Origin of the sequence: Staphylococcus sp. HMSC065D05, assembly GCF_001813195.1 — a bacterium.
Taxonomy (GTDB): domain Bacteria; phylum Bacillota; class Bacilli; order Staphylococcales; family Staphylococcaceae; genus Staphylococcus; species Staphylococcus epidermidis.
Genome location: NZ_KV811763.1, coordinates 14,772 through 36,945, shown reverse-complemented (window position 1 = coordinate 36,945; position 22,174 = coordinate 14,772). Strand labels below are relative to the sequence as shown.

The following is a 22,174-nucleotide window of genomic DNA, read 5'->3' as shown; positions in this document are numbered from 1 at the left end:
TGAAAGTGTGTCTAAATGTGTTAATAAATAAAAAAAGGAGGAAATTATGAAGAATGTAAGTCCGTTTATTTACGTTAAGGACGTAGATACATCTTTATGTTATTACAAAGATGTATTTAATGCTCAAACAGAAATACTTATGGGTAAAGATGGTCGAACTTATCATGCCCAACTTATTATTGGTGATGAAACGTTCGTTCATTTCTCCGATACGTTTCATAAGCATCCCGTTTCTAAAAATCCTCATCTTATTATTGAATGTGATTCATTAGAAGAGTTGGAGCGTGTCTATAAAAGGTTAATTGATGATGGTGGTCATGCTAAAGTGAAACTCAATAAAACTTTTTTTAATGCCTATCATGCAGAGGTAAAAGACCATCTCAATGGTATCATTTGGGTATTTAATTACTTTTTAGATGAACATATATAATTGTAATATTTTAATCTTAGTTAGTTGGAAATTTATAATGATTCCAACTAGCTTTTTTTATTTAATAACGTTTATTTAATTTTTAAAAAATTGAGTATTGATAAAAGAAGAAACTTTCTATAGAATGTAAAACGTAATAATTACTATTTACAAAAGAGAGGGTTCTTGAAATGGCGAAAATACCTGTAACTGTATTAAGTGGATATTTAGGGTCGGGAAAAACGACATTGCTTAATCATATATTAAAAAATAGAGAAGGGCGTCGCATTACTGTCATAGTCAATGATATGAGTGAAGTTAATATTGATAAGGATTTAGTAGCACAAGGTGGTGGCTTATCTAGAACAGATGAGAAATTAGTAGAACTTTCTAATGGATGTATATGCTGTACCTTAAGAGACGATTTGCTACGAGAAGTGGAACGTTTAGTTCGAAAAGGAGGAATCGATCAAATTGTAATTGAATCAACTGGGATATCTGAACCTGTACCAGTAGCTCAAACGTTCTCATATATAGATGAAGAATTAGGTATTGATTTAACCTCTATATGTCGATTAGATACAATGGTGACGGTTGTAGATGCGAATCGCTTTGTTAATGATATTCGTAGTGAAGATTTATTGGCAGACCGTGATGAAAGTGTTGATGATGAAGATGAGCGTACTATTGCTGACTTACTCATTGATCAAGTAGAATTTTGTGATGTGATGATTATCAATAAAATCGATTTGATTAGCGACGAAGCTTTAGAAAAATTAGAAAATGTATTACGTGCATTGCAACCCGAAGCTAAAATGATTAAAACAGTAAATGCTAAAGTGGAACTATCAGATGTACTTAATACGCAATTATTTGATTTTGAGAAGGCAAGTGAATCAGCTGGATGGATCAAAGAATTAACAGCTGGAGGACATGCGACACATACGCCGGAAACAGAAGAGTATGGGATTACATCATTTGCTTATACTAGACGATTACCATTTCATGCAAAAAGATTTCATCAATGGCTAGAACAAATGCCAGAAAATATTGTAAGAACAAAAGGGATTGTATGGCTAGCGCAGTATAATGATGTAGCGTGTTTGTTATCACAGGCTGGTTCATCTTGTAATATTCACCCCGTTACATACTGGGTGGCAACAATGAGTGAGCGCCAGCAGGAAGCTATTTTGGAAGCACGTCAAGATGTAGCAGAAGATTGGGATATCGAATATGGAGATCGTCAAACGCAATTTGTAATTATTGGTACGGATTTAGATCAAGAAAAAATTTCCCGGGAATTAGATGCATGTTTAATTCGTAGTGATGAGATTGATGAAGATTGGCGATTGCTAGATAGTCCGTATCAGTGGACGTATGATCAAAGAATGTAGTTGATTGATTCATCATTTTAAATGAAAATGTAATACGAATGAATATACTGTGCTGTTTCACGTGAAAAATTAAGTGGACAAGTGGCTTCGAATTCAGAGACGCTTGCCCGCTTAAATATTGAAACCTAAAATATTAATATCGACATATTTTCAAAATCAGTTATTAGTTGCAAAAAATTTCTACGGGCGAAGATGTGATATGACTTGTGCCTAACTATTTTGCAGTTGAAAACAACATTTAAACGATTGCAAATGGTGTGGTAAAGATAAGTAAGGCAAAAAAGTTAATAAAAAATAGGATGATGTTTAACGTCTTATTACCTTTAAACATTGCTATGATATTAATAATAATTGAGATAACAAAGATAATTGCTCCTGGGAAATACCAAAAGTTAAAGTCAGTGTTGTTATAGATGTTCGTAAACATGGTTGTAAAACATATAAAAATACTAATGAGCGTGACAATAATTGATAATAAGCTGGAAATTGAACCCTTCTTCATTTTGTCCTTCCTTTCGATGTCGTTATTTACCAAATGAATCAATAGTCATCGTTGTTTTAATAAACGTGATGCCGTGTTTACCATTATAAGTAAAAATATATTCATTACAATAGTTTATTTTGAAAAGTTATCCAATAATGAAGAGAAGTAAATGTTGGGTGGTTAAAGGTGTTTAAGCGAGCTGAAAATAAATAGACATAAAAAACCACCATCGTAAAAGATGGTGGCTATGTAGAATGTAGACTATTTTTTGAATTTTTTAACGATGTCTACGATAGTTTTAACGACTTCGATGATAGTTGATACGATGCTCATGTTCATGACCTCCTTTCAAAAGGGAAATGTATTTAGAGATGGTTGTTGAATATTCAAAAGCTAACTTATAAAATACTTAACTTTTAAATATTATTTTTGAGTAAATTGATCAATTAAGCCTTTAACAATTTCAACAATTTTAGCGATTACATCTGCCATTTAAATGACCTCCCTTACTAATTTGTTATCTATAGTGTAACTGGAATTTGAATTAAATATGTGCATAGTCCCTAAATTAAAATATCAATGTCTTAAGTGAATGATTCATGTTTTTCACTCAACAGTGAGTTATTCCTAAGTGTTATTTTGTCTTTATACTGTTTACATAAGCTTTACAAAAGGATCTTTGAGTAATTAAGCTTTCAATAATCATTACTATATGATTAATTGAATCTTATTTTGAGAAGCGTAACCATTGACACTCTTGCTCATTTAAAATATATTAATAGTATTATTCGAAAAGGTAATAACTAAGTCTTGCTTTAGCAATTTTAGGTTGAGTAACCTTGATTGATAGAGGGGAAAGAGTTCTTACTTTACTACAAAATGATATAGGCAGCTTATTTAAATAAAGTGTACGATTTATTTATACTCCGTAAGATTTATATACATATTGAGGATAAAAGTGCGAAACACTTGAGTTAAATTGAAGCCTACAATAGTTTAAATTCTTTCATTATGATATATGAAAGGTTGGCTATTGTAGGCTTTTTATTATGTTTTAAATATTTTTTGAGATGGAGGATACGCAATGTTAAGTTCAGAGTTTGTTTTGTTTATGTTTTTTATCACACTTGTCATTGCTATACTGAGTGGATTAATATTTTTGAATCATCAAGTGCCCATTCAATATATTAAATTTCATATATATTTACTTGTTTTACCTATCATTGCGGGATTAAGTGGATTAATATTTTTCGGTGAAAGGGTGAATGTTGGACCTTTTGTAGTTGATCATCTTACTTGGTTGATGATGACATTTATTTTGACTTTAGGCTTTATCATTCAAAAGTTTTCTATGCGTTATTTAATTGGTGACATGCATTACCGTAAATATTTTCCGTTTCTTACACTAATTACTTCATTTGCTTCATTGGCATGGTTAAGTGGAGACTTAAGGTTAATGACCATGTTTTGGGGGGCAACATTATTTGTGTTAACACGTCTCATTAAAGTTAACAAATTATGGAAGGTACCTAGGGAAGCGGCAAGAATTTCAGCTCGGTCATTTACATTGGCATGGTTGTCGCTATTGATTGCTGTCATTTTATTGTATATCGCTACAGGAGATTGGTATATTCATTCGAATATGTCAGATGATAATGCAATCAATTATGGAATGCGTCTCTGTATCAATTTACTTATTGTTCTAGCAGTGATTATTCCGGCGGCACAATTTCCATTTCAAGGCTGGCTTATTGAATCTGTAGCTGCGCCTACGCCAGTTTCAGCTATTATGCACGCAGGTATTGTTAATGCTGGTGGCGTGATTCTTACACGCTTTTCTCCGGTATTTAATGACGAAATAGCCATTTCACTGTTATTAATTATTGCAAGCATTTCAGTATTGTTAGGTTCTGGAATCAGTCTTGTGCATGTTGATTACAAGAGACAACTTGTAGGTTCTACAATAAGTCAAATGGGTTTTATGTTAGTACAATGTGCGCTTGGAGCATATTCTGCGGCGATAGTACATTTAATATTGCATGGCGTGTTTAAAGCGACATTATTTCTACAATCGGGTTCTGTTGTTAAAAGATTTAACATCCCTACGCCTCCATCTGTTAAAAAGTCATATGGATGGCTTGTATTTGGTCGTCTACTAGCTATTCTTATAGCGATAATATTTTGGTTGAATAGTGATAGACATGCCTATGATATATTAAGCGCTCTTATATTAGCTTGGTCGTTAATGGTGTCATGGAATCAATTAGTTGCTTTTAGTCATGGACTCATCGGAAGAATTATCGGAATATGTATGATTATTGTTGTAGCACTTGTTTATATTATTACGCATCATTACTTCTTCACGACATTAAGTACTGTTGATATTCATATTGTTTCACCACCACGCATAAGTATTATTCTATCGATTGCTATTATAGTTTTCGGCAGTATGTTAAGCATATGGGTAGCACGGCGAAGAGAATCAAAGGCATTTGCGAAGTTATACCTGTGGCTTATTAAAGTAGGAGAGGCTAAAACCCAATCTATAGAAAGTCATCCCTCATATTTAAAAAGATTTTAATAAAGGAGGATAGAAATTATGCTTCAATCAGATATCAATGAATTAGTTAATCAGGCTAAACGTGTGATTACCCCTTTATCACCGATTTCAACATTTGCTGCACGTAATCCGTGGGAGGGGCTAGAAGATGCTTCTTTTGATCAAGTGGCACATTGGTTAAAAAGTGTAGAGGATATTGACATTTATCCTAATGCGTCTTCCATTCACAGAGCGATTAGTAATAAAGAAATAGATTTAAGAGTATTTGAAGAACGGTTGGATGAAAATCGTGCGCATTATAATAATAGTTCACTATCTGACAGTGATATCAACACATATATTCACAGAGCGAAAAATTTAAAAACGATTGAAGAAGGTTACTTTGATACAAAAGATAACGAGAAACTGGAAAAATGGGTGCAAACTTATTTTAAGGATTATAAGAAAAAAGATGATGTGATAGCGCAAAGTGCTAGTGTTTTCACAAAGGAAGGTACACGACTTATTGATATTTTAGATGCTCATATGATTAAGTGGTCTAAATTATATGTTGATGACTTTCAATCAAGTTGGACCATGCCAAAAAGAGAAAAAGGGTTCTATCATGCTTGGCAACGTTTAGTTAAGCATGATCCGCTATTCACAAAAAAACAACGACTTACTTTAGTACATCTGCCAAATCAAGCAACCGAAGCAATAGAGTACGCCTTTCAAGAATTAGGGGTAAAAGAAGAATATCGACAATCATATATTGAGAGTCATTTATTATCTTTACCAGGTTGGGCAGGAATCATGTATCATCGGTCACAGACACAAAGTAATGATGCTTACTTATTAACAGACTATGTTGCGATTCGTCTATCAATTGAGATGGTACTTTTAAATGACCACCATACAACATTATTAAAAAAATCTATATATCTTCAAAAAAAGTTAGAGCAAATACGTTATTTGCTATTTAACATACAAATGAATGTTGAGCAGTGGTTAAATCTATCATCTAAAAAGCAACAAGCATACATTGAATTGGGGACACGATTCAGCCCGTTTTATTTTAAAAAGTTATGGTTAGATGCATGGGAAGAAACGCATGAACGTCGATTGGTTGATGAAATTTATCGTGTTCCAACCGAAGATACTGATCAAGCAAAAGCAAAAGTACAACTTGCGTTTTGTATTGATGTACGATCCGAACCGTTTAGAAGACATTTAGAAAGTGAAGGGCCTTTTGAAACAATAGGGATTGCTGGGTTCTTTGGTCTGCCAATTCAAAAAGAAGTACTTGATGAGCAATTTGCACATCCATCTTTACCAGTGATGGTAGAACCTGCATATCGTATTAAAGAATATGCTGATCAACATGAAATGAAAATTTATAATCAACAACAACATACACTTACATCTATGTTTTATAACTTTAAATTAATGAAAAACAACGTCTTGCCAAGTTTGCTTTTACCAGAATTAAGTGGTCCTTTTTTAAGTATTGCGACTATAGCTAACACAATTTTTCCTAAAAAAGCACAACGTATTGTGCATAGATTCTCACAAAAATGGCTACGTAAACCAACAGGTAAGTTAACTATTCAGCGTGAGCAAGATGCGTATTCAAAACTACCTATCGGCTTTACTTTAGATGAACAGATTCAATTTTCCAAAAAAGCATTACAATTAATGGACTTAACAGATGATTTTGCCCCACTTATTGTTCTATGCGGACACGGTAGTGAATCACATAATAATCCCTATCATGCTTCATTAGAATGCGGTGCTTGCGGCGGTGCCTCGAGTGGATTCAATGCGAAATTATTAGCAGTAATGTGTAATCAAGAAAATGTTAGACGTGGATTAGTGATGGAAGGAATCGATATTCCAAGACATACAGTGTTTATAGCTGCTGAACATCAAACGTCAGTTGATGAGTTAGAGTATATTTATGTTCCACCATTAACTACAGAAGCTCAAAATGCCTTTGACGAACTTAAGTGTGTGATGCCAAAAGTATCTTATAAAGCTAATTTAGAACGTTTGGCATCATTGCCAAATATAAAAAAAACTGACCAAAATCCTAAAGCTGAAGCGCATCGTCACGCTAGCGATTGGAGTGAGGTTCGTCCAGAATGGGGCCTAGCACGAAATGCTGAATTCATTATTGGGAAACGTCAAATCACTCAAAATAGTAACCTAGAGGGACGGGCATTTCTTCATAATTATGATTGGACAAAGGATGAAGACGGTGAGATTTTAAATACAATTATTTCTGGGCCGGCACTAGTAGCACAATGGATTAATTTACAATACTACGCCTCAACTGTGGCACCTCATTATTATGGAAGCGGTAGTAAAACAACGCAAACTGTGACAAGTGGTGTAGGTGTCATGCAAGGAAATGCTAGTGATTTAATGTATGGCTTACCATGGCAGTCAGTAATGCTGAATGATAAAGAGGCGTATCACGCACCTATTAGGCTTTTAATTGTTATTCAAGCGCCAGATGCATATATTCAACGTTTGTTAAAACATCATGATCATTTTAGACAAAAGGTTGATCATCAATGGATAAGACTTGCTAGTATTGATGAAAATAATAGTTGGAAAGACTGGTAGAAAATACTCGGTGAGATTAACAATTAAAGATTCATTAGAAGAAATTAAGTTTTTTGATTATTTCAGTTTAATGTTAAACTATAAGTAATCAAGAAATAGGAGTCGCCCAGTTATGAAAAAGACGAAAGGTATTTATGAATCTGAAATTAGTAAAGCCATTACGCAATGGGAAAAAGATTTTTTAGGGAGGGGTTCTTTGTCTGTAAAAACAGACATTCTTCGTGATATGGTGATTGTTAGTTTACAAGGCATTTTGACACCTGCTGAATATCGCGTGTGTAAAACAAATGAAGGGCTTTTAAATATTAAACGTACACGTTCTGAACTTGTAGAGTCTGGTGAAGAGGACTTGAGTCGCATTATTAAAGATTTGACTGGACTTAATGTGAAAAGTTTTCATAGTGATTTAAGTACTATAACCGGTGAACGCGTAATGATTTTTAAGTTGGAAGATCGTTTTGATAAAGCATTACATGAGTAATAAATTATTTAACGGTACTATCTTTAATAGATAGTGCTGTTTTATTTTAAATGCAAAAAGTCATTAAAGAAGATGAATAGACGATAACCTATACCCATTAAATTTGGAATCATAATCATAGTAGCGATGAGTTTATCTGATTTAAAGCCAATGATACATAAAATAATTGGAATTATGTAAAGAATAAACAACCATACTAACAACGTATCAAAGTCTGGATGTAATGGAATAAAAAAACGAATTAAGGTAATAAGGAGCGCAATATAAATCAATATTTTTTTAGTAAACAATATGTCGCCTCCTCATTAAAATTATATTTTATGTTAAATCACATTATACATTATTGTATATGTAATGAGTATGATATTTTAAAGACATTTAAAGTATTCAAGTAAATGTTTGTTAAGTAAAATTAATGATAAAACACTGATATAGTGTAAAATGAGAAAGAATGATTATGTTTGAGGTGCGAAGACATATTTCGTATTCAAAAGAAGACAAAATAACTTAACTGAACCATATTAAAGAAATAGGTGTTGATATGAATTTTAAATATATGAATATAGCAAAAGGGATAATCCCAATTTTAATATGCATGATTATTCTTTTAAGCTTTATCGCTACTCATGTGCTAGCGCATAATCAGTGGTTGGGAATGGTTGATCTTAGCGTGCAAGAGTGGTTTAGTAAACAATTTGGGGATCCTAATAGAGTGTTTGGACATGGTTTCATCAACAACATAATGACGTTTTGCGCTACCTTTGGTGATGTTAAGACTATATTAATTGTGGCTATCCTTATTGCAGTGCTACTCATGTTTTACAAGAAGGTTCAACAAGCAATATGGCTAATCATAACGATGACTAGTGGCGCATTGATTAATTATTTAATTAAGCAAACGATTGAAAGGTCAAGGCCTGAGAATCATTTAAGTATTGATACAGGATGGTCTTTTCCTAGTGGGCATTCTAATATTAATACGTTATTCTTTTTAATGATTATGATCATTATTATCCCATTAATCCGACAGCGTGCTTTTAAATTTATAATCACAATTTTAAGTATTGTATTTTGGATTAGCGTTTTAATAAGTAGACTGTATTTTCATGCACACTATTTTTCTGACGTTGTAGGAGGCGTAAGTTTAGCGATTATTTGGGTATCGTTATTTATATTAGTGTCACCTTTATTAAATTTTTTGGGGAAAAGTAAGTGAAAGTAGCTTGAAAAATTTTAAAATATCAATTTTTAGACGGTCTTGAGAGTGCAGGGCGTCTATTTTATATCAACATCTACATAAATAGGAGTGAATGTAAAAATGAAAGTTAAATCACCACAATCAATCTACTTAAAAGGACATCGTCAACAAGCTGTATTGTTATTACATTCTTTTACGGGAACTGTACGTGATGTAAAACATTTAGCACAACAGTTAAATGAAGAGGGGTTTACTTGTTACGTTCCTAGTTATCCAGGGCACGGTTTGCCGCTTAAGGAATTTACTAAACACAATATTAATGATTGGTGGGAACAAGTTACTTCAGCATATCAATTTTTAAGAAATGAAGGATATAGCAGAATTAATGTGACAGGCGTATCATTAGGTGGATTATTTACTTTAAGGTTGGCTGAACATTTTAATTTAGAACGTATAGCTGTGATGTCAGCCCCACATAAAAAGCGTGAAAGCGAGATTGCTTGGCGTCTTGAAAGGTATGGGCATCGAATGAATGAAATTTTGAGTTTGAGCGAAGAGGAGCGTCGTCACCAAATGGAAACCATCTTGTCCTATGATAAAGAAATTGAAGTATTTCAAGGTGTAATTGATGAAATTATGGCTTGTCTTGCAAATATTACAGTACCAGTGAATATTATGTATGGCGATGAAGATGACCCATTATATGCTCAAAGTGCGCAATACATTTATGATAATGTAAATAGTCAAGATAAAGAACTTCTCAAATTTGAAAAAAGTGGTCATCTTATGACATACGGTGATTATGCATACAAAGTAGAACAATCTATTATCCAATTTTTCAGTAAATAAAGGAGTGTAGGAATATGAAACGTACATTTTTATTAACTTATACAACTGTATCAGGAAAAACATATACGGAATTTAAAACATTTGAAAATGGTCCTGATTACGATACATGTGTATCGCGAATCATAGATGAATTTGATGAATTGGCATACTTATATATTAAAAAAGATGTTGTACATTATATTAATGTTGATCACATTGAAAGTCTAGACATTGAAGAAGTGACAGAGGGACAACACATTACTTATGATTTTGAATAAAAATACAGCAACAATCCATAAATATCAAAAAATGTGTATTTCATTATTCTGACAATATATAGGTACATTGCACATAAAATAAACTCATGATAGAGTAGGACTTAAGCATTTTAACACTTTAGCGCTTTAAAGGGAGTTGGTAATTTGAGTGGTCATTCACAATGGAAAACGTCTACCGGTTTTATATTAGCTAGCGCAGGTTCTGCAATAGGGTTGGGTGCAATGTGGAAGTTCCCATATATGGCAGGTATATATGGCGGTGGCGCTTTTCTTTTAATGTTTTTAATTTTTACTATATTTGTAGGACTACCACTGTTAATTATGGAATTTACGGTAGGTAAAATGGGGCGTACATATACAACGCAAATATATAAGAAATTAACGGGAAAGAAATGGCTTAATATTATCGGGTGGAATGGTAATTTAGCCGTATTTATATTATTTGGTTTTTATAGTGTTATTGGTGGTTGGATTATTATATATATAGGTTATGTCATAGCACAAATCGCGATTTTTAAATCAAGTACGCTGACAAATATTCAATTTGAAACAATTATTAGTAATCCATGGTTGACTGTTTTAGGTCAAGGCATATTTATTTTGATAACAATGGTAATTGTTATGTTAGGTGTTGAAAAAGGTTTAGAAAAAGCTTCTAAAATAATGATGCCTCTATTATTTATCTTTTTAATTATTGTTGTAGCACAATCTTTAACTTTAGAAGGTGCTTTAGAAGGTGTACGTTATATACTGCAACCTCGAGTTGAAGATATGTCTATTCAAGGGGTACTATTTGCGTTAGGGCAATCGTTTTTTACGCTGTCTCTAGGTACAACCGGAATGATTACTTATGCAAGTTATGCACCTAAAAATATGATGATAAAGTCTTCAGCACTTTCAATTGTCGTAATGAATATTTTAATTTCTGTCTTGGCTGGATTAGCTATATTTCCTGCGCTTAAAACATTTGGTTACCAACCCCAAGAAGGCCCTGGCTTATTATTTAAGGTCTTACCACTAGTGTTTAGCGAAATGACTTTTGGTACATTCTTTTACTTTATATTTTTACTATTATTCTTATTTGCGGCATTAACGTCTTCTATATCATTATTAGAGTTAAATGTATCTAATTTTACTAAAAATGATAATAGTAAAAGACAAAAAGTGGCAATCATAGGTAGTATACTTGTATTTATCATTAGTATCCCAGCAACATTATCTTTTAGTAGTCTAAGTCATTTGCGTTTTGGCGCTGGTACTATATTTGATAATATGGATTTTATTGTATCTAATATTCTTATGCCATTAGGGGCATTAGGAACAACATTGGTGGTTGGCCAATTACTAGATAAAAAATTATTAAAAGAAAGCTTTGGGAAAGACAAATTCAACCTATTTTTACCGTGGTATTATTTAATTAAGTTCGTCATGCCCATTGTCATTATTTTAGTATTTATAGTTCAATTATTTTAAATCATTGAGACGTTATTGATAAAACTAAAACAAACGGTCAATTCCATTTTTTAGTGGAGTTGACCGTTTTACTATATAAAGAATGCTATGTAGTTGATTCGAAATATCTAACACCATTAAACGAGCGAATGTTTAACTATAATCTTAAATTGTTTTCTTAAGATCAAGTTAATGAATGTTAAATAGAAGTGTCTATATCTTCTAAAGTAACATCTTGTTTTTGTAATTCATTCATTAACTTTTGCGACATAGTTGAATTAGTAATAATTACATTTTTGAACTCACAATTCTTGAATTTTACATCTTTAAATGTTGTTCCTTCAATTTCTACATTTTTAAAAGAAACGTTTTTAAAAATAATATCAGTCCATTTTACGCTACGAATGAGATTGCTATCGAACATTACATTTTGGAATAAAGTGTTATTAAATACGGATTGATCAAATGGTGTATTCACAAATGTTGAATCTTTAAATTGGTTTTTATAAAAATGAACATCTTCGAAAATACAATTATTAAACCCACACGTTGTAAATTTACAATTACAAATTGCTTCTATATTCTTAAAAATACCTTCATTAAAATTACAGTTTTTAAAGCGACTTTTATTAACCTCTAATTCATCATACATAGAATTTCTAAAACTAGATGATGTGTAACGAAGATTCTTATAATTTTCATTGGTAAATACAGATAAAGATAAATCTTGTTTCGTCATAATTAAAGCAGCTCCTTATCATTTCTAGTGTATGTAATTCGATAACGTTTATCGATGTGCTAGCTTATTTACCCCTATCATAACACTTTCGTTAAGTATTCTCATATGAACGTAATCAATTATAAAAATAAAAATACTTATTTTAAATAATGTTTAAATTTCAAATTGATTGTACGTTTTTCAGAAATTGCAAAAACAATGTCGATAAGTTATAATTCATATCTGATAAGTAAGGATTAGCGCTAACATAAATAAAGAAAGTGGGTTAAGTTCAGTGATACTCATTGTTGTCATCTGAACCAAAAATAATGATTGCATACGATTTGATAGGACAAACTCCATTAGTTTTATTAGAAAGCTTTAGTGACGAGAATGTTAAAATATACGCCAAACTTGAGCAATTTAATCCTGGAGGTAGCATCAAAGACCGTCTGGGGAAGTACTTAATTGAAAAAGCAATAGACGAAGGACGACTTAAAGAAGGGGATACAATAGTCGAAGCGACTGCTGGTAATACAGGTATTGGACTTGCTATTGCCTCTAATCGGCACAAAGTAAAATGTATCATCTTTGCTCCAGAAGGATTTGCAGAAGAAAAAATTTCAATTATGAAAGCATTGGGTGCAGATGTTAGACGTACTCCCAAAGTTGAGGGAATGACTGGCGCACAGCAAGAGGCGTTGGCATACGCAACACGATATGGATATTTATATATGAATCAATTCGAAACTAAAGATAATCCTGAGGCATATACACAAACACTTGCCAAACAACTCACAGATGAACTTTCACATATTGATTATTTTGTGGCAGGTGTTGGTTCCGGTGGTACCTTTACAGGAGTTGCACAACACTTAAAAACTTATGATGTAAAAAATTATATTGTAGAACCAGAAGGCTCTGTCTTAAATGGTGGTGTCAGTCATCCTCATGCAACTGAAGGGATTGGTTCTGAAAAGTGGCCATCATTTTTAGAAAAAGAATTAGTAGATGGTATTTTTACTGTTGCTGATAACGATGCTTTTAATAATGTTAAGCTTGTTGCGAATAAAGAAGGATTGTTAGTTGGTAGTTCTTCGGGAGCGGCATTACAAGGAGCATTGGAATTAAAAAAAAGCATTCAAACTGGTGTGATTGTTACCATCTTTCCAGATGGGAGCGATCGATACATGTCCAAACAAATATTCAACTATAAGGAGAGTTTTAATAATGAATAAAAAAACGCAAATGATACATGGGGGACATACGACAGACAACTATACTGGAGCAGTGACAACACCTATTTATCAAACAAGTACTTATTTACAAGATGATATTGGGGATTTAAGACAAGGGTACGAATATTCACGTACTGCAAATCCTACACGTGCGTCTCTTGAAAGTGTTATTGCTAATTTAGAACATGGTAAGCATGGTTTTGCTTTTGGTTCAGGAATGTCAGCAATTAGTGCAGTTATCATGTTATTAGATAAAGGAGATCACTTAGTTCTTAATTCTGATGTTTATGGTGGCACATATCGTGCATTAACTAAAGTATTTACTCGCTTTGGTATAGACGTAGATTTTGTTGATACAACTAAAATTGAAAACATTGAACAATATATTAAACCTGAAACTAAAATGTTATATGTAGAAACACCTTCAAATCCATTATTACGTGTGACTGATATTAAAGCATCAGCAAAAATTGCGAAAAAATATGATTTGATATCCGTAGTCGATAATACATTTATGACACCTTACTACCAAAATCCTTTAGACTTTGGTATTGATATCGTATTGCATTCGGCTACTAAATATATTGGAGGTCATAGTGATGTTGTAGCTGGTCTTGTTGCTACTGCTGATGATGCCTTAGCAGAACGTCTAGGCTTTATTTCAAATTCTACAGGTGGTGTACTTGGACCTCAAGATAGCTATTTATTAATCAGAGGTATTAAAACGCTAGGTCTAAGAATGGAGCAAATAAACCGAAACGTTGAAGGTATCGTTCAAATGTTACAAAAGCATCCTAAAGTTCAACAAGTATTCCATCCTAGTATTAAGGAACATATGAACTATACTATCCATCAAAATCAAGCAAGTGGTCATACAGGGGTAGTATCTTTTGAAGTTAAGGATACAGAAGCGGCTAAACAAGTGATTCACGCAACAAACTACTTTACACTGGCAGAGAGTTTAGGGGCAGTAGAAAGTCTAATTTCTGTACCGGCACTTATGACGCATGCATCCATTCCATCAGATGTAAGAGCCAAGGAAGGTATTACGGATGGTCTCATTCGTTTATCTATTGGTATTGAAGACACGGAAGACTTAGTTAATGATTTAGAACAAGCCTTAAATACTTTGAGGTAATATCGCTTAGTTAGAGATTAAGATGATGAAATAAAGCGTTTTGCATCTTAATCTCTTGTTTTATATTTACTATTGAGTTGTGTAATTTCCACAATTTTTTATATAAGTAATCAATTTTAGAACGTAATTTTTCGGAATATTAATTAATTTTGGAAAAATCAAAAAAGCGTGTTGACGGTACGACATCAATTCAATATAATGCAAATATTCAGATAATTTTAATCGGAAATCGGAGGGAGAGATTAGGTGATTGAATTCAAAAATGTTAACAAAGTTTTTCACAAAAAAAGAGAAACTATTCAAGCTTTGAAAAATGTATCATTTAAGATCGACCAACATGATATTTTTGGTGTGATTGGCTATAGTGGTGCTGGTAAGAGTACATTAGTTCGGTTAGTCAATCAACTTGAGACAGTATCAGATGGTCAAGTTATTGTTGATGGTCATGAGATTGATACATATAAAGAAAAAGATTTGCGTCATATTAAAAAAGATATCGGTATGATCTTTCAACATTTCAATTTGCTTAATTCTAAATCAGTCTATAAAAATGTTGCAATGCCACTTATTTTAAGTAAGACAAATAAGAAAGAAATTAAGGAAAAAGTTGACGAAATGTTAGAATTTGTAGGGCTTGCTGATAAAAAAGATCAATTTCCAGATGAACTATCAGGTGGACAAAAACAACGTGTTGCCATCGCAAGAGCATTAGTAACGCATCCTAAAATATTATTATGTGATGAAGCGACAAGTGCTCTAGATCCAGCTACTACAAGCTCAATTTTAAATTTATTAAGTAATGTGAATCGAACATTTGGTGTGACGATTATGATGATTACACATGAAATGAGCGTAATTCAAAAAATTTGTCATCGTGTAGCTGTCATGGAAAATGGCGAAGTGATAGAAATGGGGACAGTTAAAGATGTCTTTAGTCATCCACAAACGAACACTGCAAAAAATTTCGTTTCGACGGTGATTAACACTGAGCCTTCAAAAGAGTTACGAGCCTCTTTTAACTCGAGAAAGGATTCAAATTTCACAGATTATAAACTGTTTTTAGACTCCGAACAAATTCAATTGCCAATATTGAATGAGCTTATCAACGAGCATCATCTTAACGTTAACGTATTATTTTCTTCTATGTCAGAAATACAAGATGAAACGGTTTGTTATTTGTGGTTGAGATTTGAGCATGATGAGTCTTTTAATGATTTTAAACTTACTGATTACCTTTCAAAACGACATATTCGGTATGAGGAGGTTATATAAATATGTTTGGTTCAAGTTTAGATTCATCTCAATTATTACAAGCTCTATACGAAACATTGTATATGGTGACAGTATCGCTTGTAATCGGTGCTTTGATTGGTATACCTCTTGGCATCTTGTTGGTGGTAACTAGAAAAAACGGTATATGGTCGAATACGATATTGCATCAAGTATTAAATCCTATCATTAATATTTTAAGATCAATTCCGTTCATAATTTTATTAATAGCCATAGTGCCTTTTACTAAATTGCTAGTTGGCACATCTATCGGTACAACAGCAGCCATAGTACCACTCACGGTTTATGTAGCACCTTATATCGCACGCTTAGTAGAAAATTCATTACTGGAAGTCGATGACGGGATTATTGAGGCAGCTAAAGCAATGGGTGCATCACCTCTTCAAATTATACGTTATTTTTTATTGCCGGAAGCACTTGGTTCATTAATTCTAGCTATAACTACAGCTATTATTGGTCTCATCGGTAGTACAGCAATGGCTGGTGCTGTTGGTGGTGGCGGTATAGGTGATTTGGCTTTAGTGTATGGTTATCAACGGTTCGATACCATTGTTATTGTGATTACAGTCATTGTACTTATTATTATTGTTCAAATTATACAAACGTTAGGTAACTTTATCGCTAGGGTTATCCGTAGAAATTAAAATACTAGTAAGGGTTTTATAAATATTTAGGGGGAATTCATTAATGAAAAAGATTTTAAGTTTTTTAATCATTGCAATTTTAGTTTTAGCAGCATGTGGTGGTAATAATAGTAAAAAGGTAACCATAGGTGTTGCATCCAACGACACGAAGGCTTGGGAAAAAGTTAAAGAATTAGCTAAAAAAGATGATATTGATTTAGAAATCAAGCACTTTTCAGATTACAATGTTCCGAACAAAGCGCTTAGTGACGGGGATATCGATTTAAATGCCTTCCAACACTTTGCTTTTTTAGATCAATATAAAAAAGCTCATAAAGATACCAATATTGAAGCACTTAGCACTACTGTATTAGCTCCATTAGGTATTTATTCAGATAAAGTTAAGAACATTAAAGATGTTAAAAAAGGTGCGCAAGTTGCTATTCCGAATGATGTATCTAACCAAGCTCGAGCACTTAAGTTATTAGAATCTGCAGGTTTAATTAAGCTTAAGAAGAACTTTGGATTAAACGGAACAACAAAAGATATTGAAAGTAATCCTAAAGATTTAAAAATTAAAGCTGTTGATGCACAACAAACAGCGCGTGCACTTTCTGATGTGGATATATCAGTTATCAATAACGGTGTTGCAACAAAAGCAGGAAAAGATGCTAAAAAGGATCCTATTTATTTGGAAAAAGCAAGTTCAGATGCAGTAAAACCATATATTAATGTTGTAGCTGTCAACTCTAAAGACAAAGATAATAAAACCTACAAAAAAATTATAGAACTTTATCATTCAAAAGAAGCTCAAAAAGCATTAAAAGAAGACACTAAAGACGGTGAAAAACCAGTAGATCTTTCTAAAAAGGAAATCAAAGAAATCGAAAATGAGTTGGCAAAAAAATAATATAAAGTTTTAGCGCACATTCATCTTATAGAAACTTTCAGTCTAGAATTCCAGTTATATGTGTTGGTTGCAAAACAATTTTATAGTCAATGACAAAGTTGAAGATATATTTCTATATCTTTCATGGCATTTCACCTTTTTGAAGTGGGATAAAGAATCCATAGCGAATTCTATTCCTACTTCTTTTTTTATTCAAAATGTTGAATTTAGAATCTAGAAATAAGCGTCTGTCTATTTAATATTAATTTGAAAATAGAAAAAATATTATATTCGAAATTGTAAATATAAGGAGCGAAACCATATTAATAATATTTGTAATAAAAAAGACATTGTAATTGACTGCAAAATGTATTAAATTGGATAAATGCAAATATGTTTGAGCGTAGCCCTATTTTTTATTTAAAATAATATTTGTAATCAGAATGTCATCTAAAGCAAACATGCTATACATAATTAAAGAGTATAATATCTTTGTATTGTTAAAACGCGAATAAGCAAAACTAAAGTAGAGGAGGATTTCAAGTGCAAAAAAAATATATTACTGCCATTATAGGAACAACTGCCCTTAGCGCATTGGCATCAACTCATGCACAAGCTGCAACAACGCATACAGTAAAAAGTGGAGAATCTGTATGGTCAATTTCCCACAAATATGGGATTAGTATTGCTAAATTAAAATCACTTAATGGATTGACTTCCAATTTAATATTCCCTAATCAAGTATTGAAAGTATCAGGCTCATCTTCAAGAGCAACGTCAACAAATAGTGGCACAGTTTACACAGTTAAAGCTGGAGATTCATTATCTTCTATTGCTGCAAAATACGGTACAACGTATCAAAAAATCATGCAACTTAATGGGTTAAATAACTATCTTATTTTCCCCGGACAAAAGTTGAAAGTTTCTGGTAAAGCGACGAGTTCCAGTCGTACAAAAGCTAGTGGGTCTAGTGGTCGTACTGCAACATATACTGTTAAATATGGAGATTCACTATCTGCAATTGCTAGTAAATATGGGACAACGTATCAAAAAATTATGCAATTAAATGGACTAACTAATTTCTTTATCTATCCTGGACAGAAGTTAAAAGTGCCTGGTGGTAGTTCTAGTAGCTCATCTTCTAATAATACTAGATCAAATGGTGGCTATTATTCACCAACTTTTAACCATCAAAACTTGTATACTTGGGGACAATGTACATGGCACGTATTTAATAGACGTGCTGAAATAGGAAAAGGTATCAGTACATACTGGTGGAATGCAAATAATTGGGACAATGCATCAGCTGCTGATGGATATACTATTGATTATCGTCCTACAGTAGGCTCAATTGCACAAACTGACGCTGGTTACTATGGTCACGTAGCGTTTGTAGAGCGCGTGAATAGCGATGGAAGTATTTTAGTTTCAGAAATGAACTGGAGTGCAGCTCCTGGAAATATGACATATAGAACAATTCCAGCTTATCAAGTGAGAAATTACAAATTTATTCATTAAGAAAATTGTTTAACAATATATAACTATCAAATTAAGCCCATTGATGATTGGATTAAGAATCATCGATGGGCTTATTTATAGTTTTATAAAGATGCTACCAAATCTTTATAATATCGGAAAAAGTGACTATTTTAACAAGTCTAAGCTTTGCATAAGTTGTTTGTAATTATTCACTGCGGCGTTATATTTTAAAGTGTCTTTATTTTTCACTTCTTGTAGTGGGTACTCAATGATGTTAATCATATGTTTTGATAAACTATCAATATCATTTTTTTCAATGAGATAGCCATTTATTCCGTTTTGAATAATTTCACTTGGACCGTAACGAACGTTATAAGATAGGACTGGACACCCCATTTCTATACTTTCCATAAGTGTTAAGCCAAATCCCTCATATTGACTTGTAAGTAGAGAGGCTTTAGAATTTTTAAATTCTTGTAAAGGTTGATTGGTATATTTAAATATTTTAACTTTATCCGATAATTTTAATTCTGAAATCAAAGTATTCATCAATGGAATTTGATTATCTTCATCTCTACCAAATAAATGTAATTCTGTTTGGTAACCACTTTGCAAAAACTTGTGATAAGCTCTAATAATATGATCAATCTGTTTCTCTGCGCTAAAACGTCCTATATATATAAAGCGATTTTGATTGTTTGAGGAATCTTGTTCTACCTCTGTATCTAATTCGATAAAATGTGGTACTAGTTGAAATTGGTCGTCACTTATAGGGAGATGTTGCTGTATATCGTGCTTTTGTTGGTGAGTGAGAACAATATACTTATAAACATTTTTCGATTGATTTAAAGCAAATCGATATGATTTTTTTATTTGGTCCCCTGATAAATGCGAGCTATGTAAAACAAGAATGTTTTTTGTTTGGTGCGTTTGCTTAAGTAATGGCTTATCTAAAAATCGAGCATCATTAAAGACGATATCTTGATCTTTGAATCTATTCTGAAAATAAAACTGAGCTAACAATTTATCGTTTTTAAAGGTCTTATAAAGTTTTTTATTTCTATATATTTCTACGCCATTAATTTTGCTGTTTGGTTTAGTTTTAAAATATCTCTTGCAGTACATAGAGCCCTCAGTATCAAATAATTCGTCACTATGTTTTAAAGAAGAGTCATCATAATAATATTCTTTTCTATGAAGTTGGCCGTATAAATTATATTGATGGCGCTCATATTTCAATCCTGATGTGGGAGAAATGAAGTCCTCATATTCAAGAACATTAGACTGTCCATAATACTTTCGAGATCTCACATGACATTCATTATTATAATAATGAATAAAACCACTCTTTTTTCCTCGCCTATCAATAAGTCCTTTAATCTTTCTAGGTGTTTTAATGTATTTTGGATTCCTAGTAATCAATGTTTTTGGGACTTTAAAAAGTTTGAAATTTGATAACCATTCATACATATTTTCGAATTGTATATTTTCTGTAACTTTGTTTTCTTGCCTGTATTTTTTATAAATACTAGGATAATTACCATGATAATTAGTGGTGAGAATTTTACTTGGAATTTTAAATTCTTCATCTAACAGTTTAATTCGTCTGAGTAAAGCTTGAGTCCTACCACCATGGGATAATGGGAGGGTGGTTGTTACTGTGTATATCATAATTAATTCTCCTTTATTTCAAACTTAAATTATTAGAAAAGTTGTATAAATTGTTAATTACTCATGATAAACATTTTTATGAAAATTACAAGAATTTTAATAACTATTCAGAATTTGTACTATATAACCGTGTTTGTGATTAGTATTAAATGCAATGCTTTGTCACACTATTTTATAATTGTTTAATTTGTTTAAAATAAAAAAGAGGTGAAGAAGAATTTTTAATCTATTCTATCCTCACCCCTTACTTTAAGATGAAGAGTTTAAAAATGATTAGAACGATATTTTTAAAACTAGTCATCTCATACGAATATATTTTAATGTTTGGCAACTTATTTTTTCTCAAAAAATTTAATTATCAGTTTTAATTTGTTTAGTGATAGTCATATTCATCTCTAACTTTTTTAAAACTTGTAAATAAGCGTACCCCGTTGATTGCAAATGATCCAAGTGCACTTAACTTACGAAGTTTAGATGCGGATTTAATAGAAATGTAAAAATCAATGATTGTTCCTAGTGCGCTTAGACCTAATGATAAATAGACAAGTTGTTTATTCTTAGCATTATAGCGAATCCCGTTATAACCATCTACAATGAATCCTGCTACGTTGAATAATCTTGATAAACGTGAAGTGTTTGCTTGTTTAGCCATAAATAATGATTCCCTCCGTATACCATACTTATTTTGAAGAATAAAATATTCGAATGTATGGTTAAATGTCATATTTTCAATTAAAAGTAGTTTAGTTAAATCATGTAGTAACTTATTTATGATAACATAATACTAAATATAAGTATGAAATTGAAGATATTTATTATGAATAGGGATGAATTGATGAATGATTAAATGTGTTTGCTTAGTTGAAGAAAAGAATCATCAGTTACTACTTGTACAAGTTCGACATAGAGATAAGTATTATTTCCCGGGTGGTAAAATTGATGAGGGTGAGAGTCTTGTGGAAGCTTTACAAAGAGAATTGAAGGAAGAATTGCGCTTAGAATTAGCTAAAGATGAACTAGAATTTATTGGAACTATTGTCGGAGAAGCCTATCCACAACCTAATATGTTGACTGAACTTAATGGATTCAAAGTTAATCGAGCTATAGATTGGTCAAAAGTTGAAACCGATCATGAAATTACTGACATGAAATGGTTCGATATCAATGACAGTGAAAACATAGCGCCTGCAGTAAATACTTGGATTAAGGAATTTATCAATCATTAATAGATAGGAGTTAAATATTAACATCATATTACGCAACTTAATTTCTATTGATGTGAAGTTTTGATAATATCAAGTTTATGAAAGCTCGCTAATTAAGTATTTAAACCGTACTCATCATAGAATCCATTAGACTAACCTAGTTGTGCAGGTACATAGATGACTGAATCTTTCTGAGTGGAAAGATTAATGGCTAGACAGTATATGAAAACAC

22 protein-coding genes are annotated in these 22,174 nt (G+C 32.2%); 16 read left to right on the top strand and 6 right to left on the bottom strand.

Annotated features, from left to right (window positions below; translation table 11 throughout):
• The first annotated feature begins 46 nt into the window (after positions 1-46).
• Together HMPREF2897_RS08230 and HMPREF2897_RS08225 are read left to right on the top strand one after the other, a co-directional pair.
• On the top strand, positions 47-430 hold the full coding sequence (locus tag HMPREF2897_RS08230) for a VOC family protein (RefSeq protein ID WP_070592923.1): 384 nt from the start codon (positions 47-49) through the stop codon (positions 428-430).
• Between the two features lie 170 nt (positions 431-600).
• Positions 601-1,803, top strand: coding sequence for a GTP-binding protein (locus HMPREF2897_RS08225; RefSeq protein ID WP_070592921.1), 1,203 nt, complete (start codon positions 601-603; stop codon positions 1,801-1,803).
• Between the two features lie 745 nt (positions 1,804-2,548).
• Here HMPREF2897_RS08225 and HMPREF2897_RS12830 read toward each other — a convergent pair.
• A complete protein-coding gene (locus HMPREF2897_RS12830; protein ID WP_087587975.1) occupies positions 2,549-2,620 on the bottom strand; it encodes a phenol-soluble modulin PSM-delta in 72 nt (23 codons plus the stop codon).
• A gap of 90 nt (positions 2,621-2,710) precedes the next feature.
• Positions 2,711-2,779 carry an alpha-1/alpha-2 family phenol-soluble modulin gene (locus HMPREF2897_RS13275; RefSeq protein WP_096824640.1) on the bottom strand — a complete coding sequence of 23 codons (69 nt, stop codon included), beginning with the start codon at positions 2,777-2,779 and terminating at the stop codon, positions 2,711-2,713.
• 592 nt (positions 2,780-3,371) lie between these two features.
• On the opposite strand from HMPREF2897_RS13275, the gene HMPREF2897_RS08220 reads away from it, so the two are divergent.
• The 3 genes from HMPREF2897_RS08220 to HMPREF2897_RS08210 all read left to right on the top strand — a co-directional run bounded on the left by HMPREF2897_RS08220 (position 3,372) and on the right by HMPREF2897_RS08210 (position 7,935).
• A complete protein-coding gene (locus tag HMPREF2897_RS08220) occupies positions 3,372-4,868 on the top strand; it encodes an NADH dehydrogenase subunit 5 (protein ID WP_070592919.1) in 1,497 nt (498 codons plus the stop codon).
• A gap of 18 nt (positions 4,869-4,886) precedes the next feature.
• Positions 4,887-7,454 (top strand): DUF2309 domain-containing protein, encoded by a 2,568-nt coding sequence (locus HMPREF2897_RS08215; protein ID WP_070592917.1) that lies wholly within the window; start codon positions 4,887-4,889, stop codon positions 7,452-7,454.
• A gap of 112 nt (positions 7,455-7,566) precedes the next feature.
• Entirely contained in the window at positions 7,567-7,935 is a 369-nt protein-coding gene (locus tag HMPREF2897_RS08210; protein ID WP_001829349.1) for a Na-translocating system protein MpsC family protein, read from the top strand.
• A gap of 41 nt (positions 7,936-7,976) precedes the next feature.
• On the opposite strand, the gene HMPREF2897_RS08205 is transcribed toward HMPREF2897_RS08210, so the two are convergent.
• Entirely contained in the window at positions 7,977-8,225 is a 249-nt protein-coding gene (locus tag HMPREF2897_RS08205; RefSeq protein ID WP_001829374.1) for a hypothetical protein, read from the bottom strand.
• 251 nt (positions 8,226-8,476) lie between these two features.
• Here HMPREF2897_RS08205 and HMPREF2897_RS08200 point away from each other — a divergent pair, with 251 nt between their 5' ends.
• The 4 genes from HMPREF2897_RS08200 (at position 8,477) to HMPREF2897_RS08185 (ending at position 11,712) form a co-directional block, all read left to right on the top strand.
• Positions 8,477-9,151 (top strand): phosphatase PAP2 family protein, encoded by a 675-nt coding sequence (locus tag HMPREF2897_RS08200; protein ID WP_002447721.1) that lies wholly within the window; start codon positions 8,477-8,479, stop codon positions 9,149-9,151.
• A 102-nt stretch (positions 9,152-9,253) separates the two neighbouring features.
• The gene (locus HMPREF2897_RS08195) at positions 9,254-9,982 is read left to right on the top strand and encodes an alpha/beta hydrolase (protein ID WP_002447722.1); all 729 of its coding nucleotides are present in this window, start codon (positions 9,254-9,256) and stop codon (positions 9,980-9,982) included.
• Positions 9,983-9,996: 14 nt separating this feature from the next.
• Positions 9,997-10,239 (top strand): hypothetical protein, encoded by a 243-nt coding sequence (locus tag HMPREF2897_RS08190; RefSeq protein ID WP_001829367.1) that lies wholly within the window; start codon positions 9,997-9,999, stop codon positions 10,237-10,239.
• A 144-nt stretch (positions 10,240-10,383) separates the two neighbouring features.
• Positions 10,384-11,712: a sodium-dependent transporter gene (locus tag HMPREF2897_RS08185; RefSeq protein ID WP_038812568.1), complete on the top strand. Its 1,329-nt coding sequence runs from the start codon at positions 10,384-10,386 to the stop codon at positions 11,710-11,712.
• A gap of 178 nt (positions 11,713-11,890) precedes the next feature.
• On the opposite strand, the gene HMPREF2897_RS08180 is transcribed toward HMPREF2897_RS08185, so the two are convergent.
• Positions 11,891-12,430: a pentapeptide repeat-containing protein gene (locus HMPREF2897_RS08180; protein ID WP_002447724.1), complete on the bottom strand. Its 540-nt coding sequence runs from the start codon at positions 12,428-12,430 to the stop codon at positions 11,891-11,893.
• A 308-nt stretch (positions 12,431-12,738) separates the two neighbouring features.
• On the opposite strand from HMPREF2897_RS08180, the gene HMPREF2897_RS08175 reads away from it, so the two are divergent.
• The 6 genes from HMPREF2897_RS08175 (at position 12,739) to aae (ending at position 19,105) form a co-directional block, all read left to right on the top strand.
• Positions 12,739-13,647, top strand: a complete 909-nt coding sequence (locus tag HMPREF2897_RS08175) for a PLP-dependent cysteine synthase family protein (RefSeq protein ID WP_002491707.1) — start codon at positions 12,739-12,741, stop codon at positions 13,645-13,647.
• On the top strand, positions 13,640-14,785 hold the full coding sequence (locus tag HMPREF2897_RS08170) for a bifunctional cystathionine gamma-lyase/homocysteine desulfhydrase (RefSeq protein ID WP_070592915.1): 1,146 nt from the start codon (positions 13,640-13,642) through the stop codon (positions 14,783-14,785). The genes HMPREF2897_RS08175 and HMPREF2897_RS08170 overlap by 8 nt, the downstream gene beginning before the upstream one ends.
• Before the next feature lie 246 nt (positions 14,786-15,031).
• Complete coding sequence (locus HMPREF2897_RS08165) at positions 15,032-16,057, top strand: methionine ABC transporter ATP-binding protein (protein WP_002490213.1); 1,026 nt, start codon at positions 15,032-15,034, stop codon at positions 16,055-16,057.
• Between the two features lie 2 nt (positions 16,058-16,059).
• Positions 16,060-16,719 carry a methionine ABC transporter permease gene (locus tag HMPREF2897_RS08160; protein ID WP_001829353.1) on the top strand — a complete coding sequence of 220 codons (660 nt, stop codon included), beginning with the start codon at positions 16,060-16,062 and terminating at the stop codon, positions 16,717-16,719.
• Between the two features lie 43 nt (positions 16,720-16,762).
• A complete protein-coding gene (gene gmpC, locus HMPREF2897_RS08155) occupies positions 16,763-17,608 on the top strand; it encodes a dipeptide ABC transporter glycylmethionine-binding lipoprotein (RefSeq protein ID WP_002475258.1) in 846 nt (281 codons plus the stop codon).
• A gap of 522 nt (positions 17,609-18,130) precedes the next feature.
• Positions 18,131-19,105 carry an autolysin/adhesin Aae gene (gene aae, locus HMPREF2897_RS08150; protein ID WP_002447730.1) on the top strand — a complete coding sequence of 325 codons (975 nt, stop codon included), beginning with the start codon at positions 18,131-18,133 and terminating at the stop codon, positions 19,103-19,105.
• A gap of 126 nt (positions 19,106-19,231) precedes the next feature.
• On the opposite strand, the gene HMPREF2897_RS08145 is transcribed toward aae, so the two are convergent.
• Both HMPREF2897_RS08145 and HMPREF2897_RS08140 read right to left on the bottom strand, forming a co-directional pair.
• On the bottom strand, positions 19,232-20,737 hold the full coding sequence (locus tag HMPREF2897_RS08145) for a glycosyltransferase (protein WP_002490209.1): 1,506 nt from the start codon (positions 20,735-20,737) through the stop codon (positions 19,232-19,234).
• A gap of 373 nt (positions 20,738-21,110) precedes the next feature.
• Positions 21,111-21,389, bottom strand: coding sequence for a hypothetical protein (locus tag HMPREF2897_RS08140; RefSeq protein ID WP_002458582.1), 279 nt, complete (start codon positions 21,387-21,389; stop codon positions 21,111-21,113).
• 187 nt (positions 21,390-21,576) lie between these two features.
• On the opposite strand from HMPREF2897_RS08140, the gene HMPREF2897_RS08135 reads away from it, so the two are divergent.
• A complete protein-coding gene (locus HMPREF2897_RS08135; RefSeq protein WP_002458581.1) occupies positions 21,577-21,963 on the top strand; it encodes an NUDIX domain-containing protein in 387 nt (128 codons plus the stop codon).
• Positions 21,964-22,174 lie beyond the last annotated feature (211 nt).